General features: G+C 35.7%; 6 protein-coding genes, 4 tRNA genes and 1 pseudogene. 2 read left to right on the forward strand and 9 right to left on the reverse strand.

Annotation, left to right across the window (positions count from 1 at the left end):
• Positions 1 to 79: pseudogene (locus GOQ24_RS16855) on the forward strand (transposase); the annotation flags it as partial.
• Between the two features lie 100 nt (positions 80 to 179).
• On the opposite strand, the gene GOQ24_RS14635 reads toward GOQ24_RS16855, so the two are convergent.
• The 9 genes from GOQ24_RS14635 to GOQ24_RS14675 form a co-directional block, all read right to left on the reverse strand.
• Positions 180 to 254 (reverse strand) — tRNA-Val (locus GOQ24_RS14635).
• A 42-nt stretch (positions 255 to 296) separates the two neighbouring features.
• Positions 297 to 371, reverse strand: a tRNA-Val gene (locus GOQ24_RS14640).
• Between the two features lie 42 nt (positions 372 to 413).
• Positions 414 to 488: transfer RNA gene (locus tag GOQ24_RS14645), tRNA-Val, on the reverse strand.
• Positions 489 to 533: 45 nt separating this feature from the next.
• Positions 534 to 611: transfer RNA gene (locus GOQ24_RS14650), tRNA-Val, on the reverse strand.
• A gap of 94 nt (positions 612 to 705) precedes the next feature.
• On the reverse strand, positions 706 to 1923 hold the full coding sequence (locus tag GOQ24_RS14655; protein WP_160340025.1) for a bifunctional folylpolyglutamate synthase/dihydrofolate synthase: 1218 nt from the start codon (positions 1921 to 1923) through the stop codon (positions 706 to 708).
• 22 nt (positions 1924 to 1945) lie between these two features.
• Positions 1946 to 2767 (reverse strand): energy transducer TonB, encoded by an 822-nt coding sequence (locus GOQ24_RS14660; protein ID WP_160340026.1) that lies wholly within the window; start codon positions 2765 to 2767, stop codon positions 1946 to 1948.
• A gap of 1 nt (position 2768) precedes the next feature.
• Positions 2769 to 3164 (reverse strand): ExbD/TolR family protein, encoded by a 396-nt coding sequence (locus GOQ24_RS14665; protein ID WP_155093161.1) that lies wholly within the window; start codon positions 3162 to 3164, stop codon positions 2769 to 2771.
• A complete protein-coding gene (locus GOQ24_RS14670) occupies positions 3164 to 3883 on the reverse strand; it encodes a MotA/TolQ/ExbB proton channel family protein (protein WP_160340027.1) in 720 nt (239 codons plus the stop codon). The genes GOQ24_RS14665 and GOQ24_RS14670 overlap by 1 nt, the downstream gene beginning before the upstream one ends.
• A gap of 327 nt (positions 3884 to 4210) precedes the next feature.
• Positions 4211 to 5302 (reverse strand): anhydro-N-acetylmuramic acid kinase, encoded by a 1092-nt coding sequence (locus tag GOQ24_RS14675; RefSeq protein ID WP_160340028.1) that lies wholly within the window; start codon positions 5300 to 5302, stop codon positions 4211 to 4213.
• A gap of 96 nt (positions 5303 to 5398) precedes the next feature.
• Between GOQ24_RS14675 and GOQ24_RS14680 the strand changes: the two genes are divergently transcribed.
• Positions 5399 to 6538: an acyl-CoA dehydrogenase family protein gene (locus tag GOQ24_RS14680; RefSeq protein ID WP_160340029.1), complete on the forward strand. Its 1140-nt coding sequence runs from the start codon at positions 5399 to 5401 to the stop codon at positions 6536 to 6538.
• Positions 6539 to 6823 lie beyond the last annotated feature (285 nt).

Here is a 6823-nt window from a genome sequence, read left to right on the forward strand (position 1 = left end):
TAAAGCATTCAGAGCTCAGTTTAGAGGTGTAAGAGATATTGATTTCTTTTTATACAGATTGACTAAGCTTTATGCCTAAACACAACTTTTGAGATTGATCCATAAAAATGCAGAAAATCAAAATGAAGTATACACGAACAAAAAAAGCCGTAGATCACTTGATCTACGGCTTTTATCTGTGGGCGATGAGGGATTCGAACCCCCGACCCCCTCGGTGTAAACGAGGTGCTCTGAACCAACTGAGCTAATCGCCCAAAGTTATTTAAACTAAGGTCTTTTACTGTATGGTAAAATAGTGGGCGATGAGGGATTCGAACCCCCGACCCCCTCGGTGTAAACGAGGTGCTCTGAACCAGCTGAGCTAATCGCCCAAAGTTATTTAAACTAAGGTCTTTTACTGTACGGTAAAATAGTGGGCGATGAGGGATTCGAACCCCCGACCCCCTCGGTGTAAACGAGGTGCTCTGAACCAGCTGAGCTAATCGCCCAAAATATTATTAAATAATTTGGTGTTCCAATAAGTCTAAAAAAAATGGTGGGCGATGAGGGATTCGAACCCCCGACCCCCTCGGTGTAAACGAGGTGCTCTGAACCAGCTGAGCTAATCGCCCATTTTTCTTCTTTTTAAGAACGTGTAACCTTTTGTTGATTACGGGTGCAAATATACGACGTGATTTTTAGTTTGCAAGCTTTTTGTATTTTTTTTTACAAAATTTCAGCCACTACAAAAGTACTTCCTCCCACATATATCAAGTCCTTCGAAGTAGCTTCCATCTTAGCTTTCGCATAAGCATCTAATACTGAACTACAAACAACACCATTCAAACCATATTCCTTTGCTTGCTCCTTTAATTCGTCAGCATTTAATCCACGTGAAATATTTGGCTTTGCAAAAAAGTATTTAGCTGTTTTTGGCAATAATGGCAGTACTGAAGACAAATCTTTATCATTTACCACTCCAAAAACAATAAATAAATTCTCGTATTCTTCGTGTTTCAACTGATTCATAACAATATTTAACCCATGGGCGTTATGTGCAGTATCTGCAATTACTTTGGGAGCTTCTGAAATAATCTGCCAACGACCTAATAAATTTGTATTTCTAACTACCTGTAGTAAACCTTGCTCTTCATTGTCATGAGTTATATTAAAACTCTTTCTCAATAAAGCTATAGTTTGTCTAACTGTACGAATATTTGCTTTTTGATAATCTCCTTTCAAATCTGACACCAACGTATTATTCTCAAAAGTATCTTGTGCAAAGAATATCTCAGCTTCCTCCTCTTGTGCTTTGGCTATAAATACAGGTTTAGTCTGATCAGTATATTCACCAATAACTACGGGAGTATGATATTTTATAATTCCCCCTTTTTCCCTTGCTATCTCTTGCAAAGTATTTCCTAAAAAAGCAGTATGGTCTTTGCCTATATTCGTGATCACAGACACCAATGGCGAAATAATATTGGTAGAATCCAACCTACCTCCCATTCCAACTTCGATCACAGCCACATCAACTTGCTCTTGTTTAAAATACTCGAAGCACATACCTACAGTCATTTCAAAAAAGCTTAAAGCATTTTCCTCAAAAAACACTTTATTACGCGCAATAAAATCTACAACGAAAGACTCAGTGATTTCTTGTCCATTAATTTTAATGCGCTCTCGAAAATCTTTTAAATGAGGAGATGTATATAATCCTACCTTAAATCCTGCCTCTTGTAAAATAGAAGCGATCATAGAAGATGTAGACCCCTTTCCATTAGTTCCAGCAATGTGGATCGTTTTAATGTTTTCTTGTGGATTACCTAAGTGATTGACCAACTTAATTGTATTTGATAAATCTGCTTTATAAGCAACTGCTCCCTTTTGTTGATACATTGGCAATTGCACATACATCCATTCTAAAGTTTCAGTATATGTCATAAACAAAATAAAAAAATAGGATCTAAGACCCTACTCTGAAATTAATTACTATAAATCCTACTTGAATATTAGGTGCTTTATCATCCGGCTTCCAACGAAATGTCTTAGCAGTTGCTATGGCAGCATCTGTCAAACACTTAGCAGAATTGGTAGTTCCCTGTGCATACTTAGCAGCTACCACATTCCCAGTTTTATCAACTCGAATCTCGACAACTACTGTTCCAACTTCATTACAATCTGGCACTACTTGCCCTTTTGATGCTAAGCTACGACCATTGAGTCCCCAACTTGTTCCTCCACCCGAACCTTGTCCCTTTCCACTACCATAAAAAGAATTTGCATAGATATCTCCATCCAACCTTCCTTGAGCCCCACTTTGATCTGTAGTTCCGTTCCCCTCAGACTTTTCTCCTGATGTTTTAGGACCATTTATAAGACTTGCTAACGCATCTGTAGTCGTTTGACTTGGTTTTTGTTCCTTTTTGGGTTCTTGTACTTTCTCCGGCTTCACTTCTTTTTTAACTTCCTTAACAGGAGTTTCGTCTACTTTCTTCACTATAGGAGTTTCAACAGTATTTTGCACAACGATGGGTTCTGAAACCTCCACTTCTGTTACTTCCACAGGAGTTACTTCAGGCTGCATTTCAATTATGTCTTTCGGCTGTTCATTTCCTTTACCCTTGTCGCTATTGCCAAAATTAATTGCAATCTCTCCTCCTAACAAATATGGTTCTGGTGTAGGTTTCGTTATTTTATAAAAGAAAAACAAAAGCAATAACAACACAAATACAGTTGATGTAATTGCAAAAGCTTTTTTCTCACTTTCTGTTTGTAAAATTTTCATACTATTTTGGTTCTACAGCCAATACAATTTTATAATTATTGCGGTAAGCAATATCCATTACATATACTGCATCTTCAACTGGTACCCCCTTAGCTACGTGTAAGACAATATTGGGATCTTCCTGATTCGAGAGCTTGTTCTTCAACCCTTCTTCCAACTGCTCTAAGGCTACTTTGTCCTGATCAATGAAGTAATTAGACTGCTCATCTACACTTACAGCTACAGTTTCAACAGAATCAGACTTTCCATCAGAATTAGGCAATACTAAATCAAGCGCATTAGTCGTAGTCATAGTGGTAATTGCTACCATAAAAAAAATCAATAATAGAAAGACAATATCGGTCATTGACGACATATTGAACTCTGCAGATACTTTATTTCTCCCTCTAATATTCATTATGCTGGCTCGTTTAATAAATCTAAAAACTCAACAGCATTTGCTTCCAACTGATGAACTATTTTATCAATCTTACTCACTAAGTGATTATATCCGATATAAGCAACTAAACCTACGATTAGACCAAAAACGGTAGTCATCATAGCCGTGTATATCCCTTCTGCCAATACACTCATATCGATGCGAGCTGACCCATTAGCTGACATTTCATGGAAAGCCATTACCATTCCCACTACAGTACCTAAGAACCCTGTCATAGGACCTGCACCAGATAATGTTGCTAACAGATTAATATTCTTCTCCATTTTATACACTTCTAATTTCCCAGTATTCTCTATAGCTGTATTAATATCTTGTAAAGGTCTTCCGATACGAGACAACCCTTTACCTACTAAACGAGCAACTGGTGTATCAGTATTTGCACAAAGTGATTTTGCTTGATCTATTTTTCCTTGTGATAAATAAGACTTTATTTGAGTCATAAACCCTTCATCCACTTTAGCTGACTTGCGAATTGCAAAAAAACGCTCAAGATATAAATACAAAGCCATAAATAACATAATGAAGATCACGACCATAATAGATTGACCTATAATACCTCCACTAAATATTATTTCACTTAGTGCTAATTCTTTCTTAGCCACTTCACTTCCTTGCTCAACTAAATCTGTAGCAGCTTGACTTACTGCAGTTGTGTCCACTTGTAAAAAATGAATCATATAATTATTAAAGTTTAATTTAACTACGTTTACTCTTTCCTATGAATTTTTTATAACAACCTATTGCTTGGGTTATTCATATAGAACGCATTAATGCATTTTTTAATATGAATCATCACAAAAAACAACATATTATTAACAAATTTACTCATTTCTAAAAGGGTTCAAATATATAATGTTTTGTTCGTTATGTATATAAGATTTAGGATAAAAAAGTTAGTCCCCCTTACTTAACTGTAAATAAAACAACTAAACAACCTATTTCTATACATTCCCTTTACATATTGCACCTTACCTACACGCAACAAAGCTTACTTCTATTGCCGTCTATTCGAGTTGGGAAAAGAAACGATATACTTTTCCTGACGAATGATCGTACTTAGCCCCCGTTACACTTGCTAATACATTTACGTCATCTCTCCATTTGAGCACACCTAAGAAACCAAAAATAATAGCTTCTTTATAGTCCACAATCTCTTTGGCAGGAACCTCAAAAACCAAGGGGGATTTTTCTCTTATTTTCTCAAGTAAAAAAGCATTATGAGCTCCACCACCTGTTACTAAAACGCGTTCGCCTTCAGATAAGGGAATTCCCTTTACAATTTGTTCAGCAATATGTTCGACGTAAGTAGCTAATAAATCAGGGATACTCAAATGATTATACTTTTTGATTATCGGATTGACATAAGTCTTCAAAAACTCAACTCCAAGTGACTTTGGAGGCGCTTGATTATAAAAATCAATTGAGTTTAATTCACTCAACAAATCACTATTGCTTGATCCTTGTCGAGCTATATCACCATTACAGTCATACTCTTTACCCAAAGATTTTACTAAGTCATTCAATACTGTATTTACAGGACATATATCATAAGCGATTCGATACTTGAGATTATTCTCAAAAGAGACATTGGCAAACCCTCCTAAATTCAAACATGCCTGGAAATCAGAAAACAATAAGCGATCACCAATCGGAACCAAAGGTGCCCCTTGCCCTCCAAGCAATACATCCTGTACTCTGAAATCGCACACTACATCATGTCCTACATAATCAGATAAAATAGGTAAGTTTCCTATTTGCAGCGTATAACCTAATTCTGGTTTATGAAAAATGGTATGACCATGAGAACAGATCAAGTCAATATGCTCAAGATTATTGTGCTCTATAAAACCACTAATGACACTTGCCAAATAAACAGTATAACGCTCATCTAATTTCTCAATATCCATTTGATTCATGCTAATTGCTTGACTCAAATGATCCTTCCATGACTGTGAATATGGTATTGTATCAGCAACTAAAATTTTGAATTTCCATTGTCTGTCAACATCATAGTCAAATTGAATAAATGCGAGGTCTATTCCATCTAATGAAGTACCTGACATAACGCCCAAAATATTGTATTGATGTCTTTTCATAGGATAAAATTACATAATGTAGATTGAATAATTAATTTAATTCACATATATTTGAGAACTACAAAAACTTAAGGACTAAAAATTAAAGAACTATAGATGGATTTTAAATTAACAGAAGAGCAGTTGATGATTCAACAAGCTGCTCGTGATTTCGCACAAACAGAACTATTACCAGGTGTAATTGAAAGAGATGAACATCAAATCTTCCCTACAGAACAAGTAAAAAAATTAGGAGAACTTGGGTTCTTAGGAATGATGGTTGACCCAAAATATGGAGGAAGTGGACTTGATAGCGTTTCCTATGTATTGGCAATGGAAGAAATAGCTAAGGTGGATGCTTCAGCTGCTGTTGTAATGTCAGTGAATAACTCTTTAGTTTGTGCTGGACTTGAGAAATATGCAAGTGAAGAACAAAAAGAGAAATATTTAAAACCTTTAGCTTCAGGACAGGTAATAGGAGCATTCTGTTTATCAGAACCAGAAGCAGGATCAGATGCTACATCTCAAAAAACAACCGCTGTTGATATGGGAGATTACTATTTGCTTAACGGTACTAAAAACTGGATAACAAATGGAAGTACTGCTGATTACTATATTGTAATTGCTCATACTAATCCTGAGAAAAAGCACAAGGGAATTAATGCTTTTATTGTAGAGAAAGGTTGGGCTGGCTTTGAAATTGGAGCTAAAGAACAAAAAATGGGGATTCGCGGTTCTGACACGCACTCATTAATGTTTACAGACGTAAAAGTACCAAAAGAAAACCGTATAGGTGAAGATGGGTTTGGTTTTGCTTTTGCAATGAATGTACTTAATGGTGGGCGTATAGGTATTGCATCACAAGCTTTAGGTATTGCTCAAGGAGCGTATGAACTTGCTTTAAAGTACTCAAAAGAACGCAAGGCTTTTGGTACAGAAATCATCAATCATCAAGCTGTAGCATTTAAATTAGCAGATATGGCCACTCAAATCAGTGCTGCAAGAATGCTTTGTTTCAAAGCGGCTGCTGAAAAAGATGCAGGAGAGGACATCTCTTTATCTGGAGCTATGGCTAAATTATTTGCATCAAAAACAGCGATGGATACAACAATCGAAGCTGTTCAAATCCACGGTGGAAATGGATACGTTCGCGAATACCACGTTGAGAGAATGATGCGCGATGCTAAGATTACTCAAATTTATGAAGGTACTTCAGAAATACAAAAAATAGTAATATCTCGAGCTATCTCTAAATAGAAACTATTTATTTTAAATATAGAGGCTATTAACGACTTGTGTTAATAGCCTTTTTTTTTCATCTAATGAATAAAAAATGCTTTGATAAACACAGTACAGCATTAAAGCGATTTTAAATTTTGACAAAAGAATAGATGTCTAACAACGATAGTAAAAAGCTGATAAAAAAAGACCTATTCAAAGCGAATAGGTCTTTTTCAAAAAACACATTAAACATTGATGAATTCCTTTTTACAATATATTGTATAGATTTTCTCTCTTTAGTAGGAACCACATACTCAAATA

The sequence above is a fragment of the Myroides sp. LoEW2-1 genome (assembly GCF_009767705.1).
GTDB classification, from domain to species: Bacteria; Bacteroidota; Bacteroidia; order Flavobacteriales; family Flavobacteriaceae; genus Flavobacterium; species Flavobacterium album_A.

What these genes read in the sequence shown, in the direction of transcription:
- GOQ24_RS14655 (WP_160340025.1), bottom strand. Translation starts at nt 1,923, where the DNA reads ATGACATATACTGAAACTTTAGAATGGATGTATGTGCAATTGCCAATG.
- GOQ24_RS14660 (WP_160340026.1), bottom strand. Translation starts at nt 2,767, where the DNA reads ATGAAAATTTTACAAACAGAAAGTGAGAAAAAAGCTTTTGCAATTACA.
- GOQ24_RS14665 (WP_155093161.1), bottom strand. Translation starts at nt 3,164, where the DNA reads ATGAATATTAGAGGGAGAAATAAAGTATCTGCAGAGTTCAATATGTCG.
- GOQ24_RS14670 (WP_160340027.1), bottom strand. Translation starts at nt 3,883, where the DNA reads ATGATTCATTTTTTACAAGTGGACACAACTGCAGTAAGTCAAGCTGCT.
- GOQ24_RS14675 (WP_160340028.1), bottom strand. Translation starts at nt 5,302, where the DNA reads ATGAAAAGACATCAATACAATATTTTGGGCGTTATGTCAGGTACTTCA.
- GOQ24_RS14680 (WP_160340029.1), top strand. Translation starts at nt 5,399, where the DNA reads ATGGATTTTAAATTAACAGAAGAGCAGTTGATGATTCAACAAGCTGCT.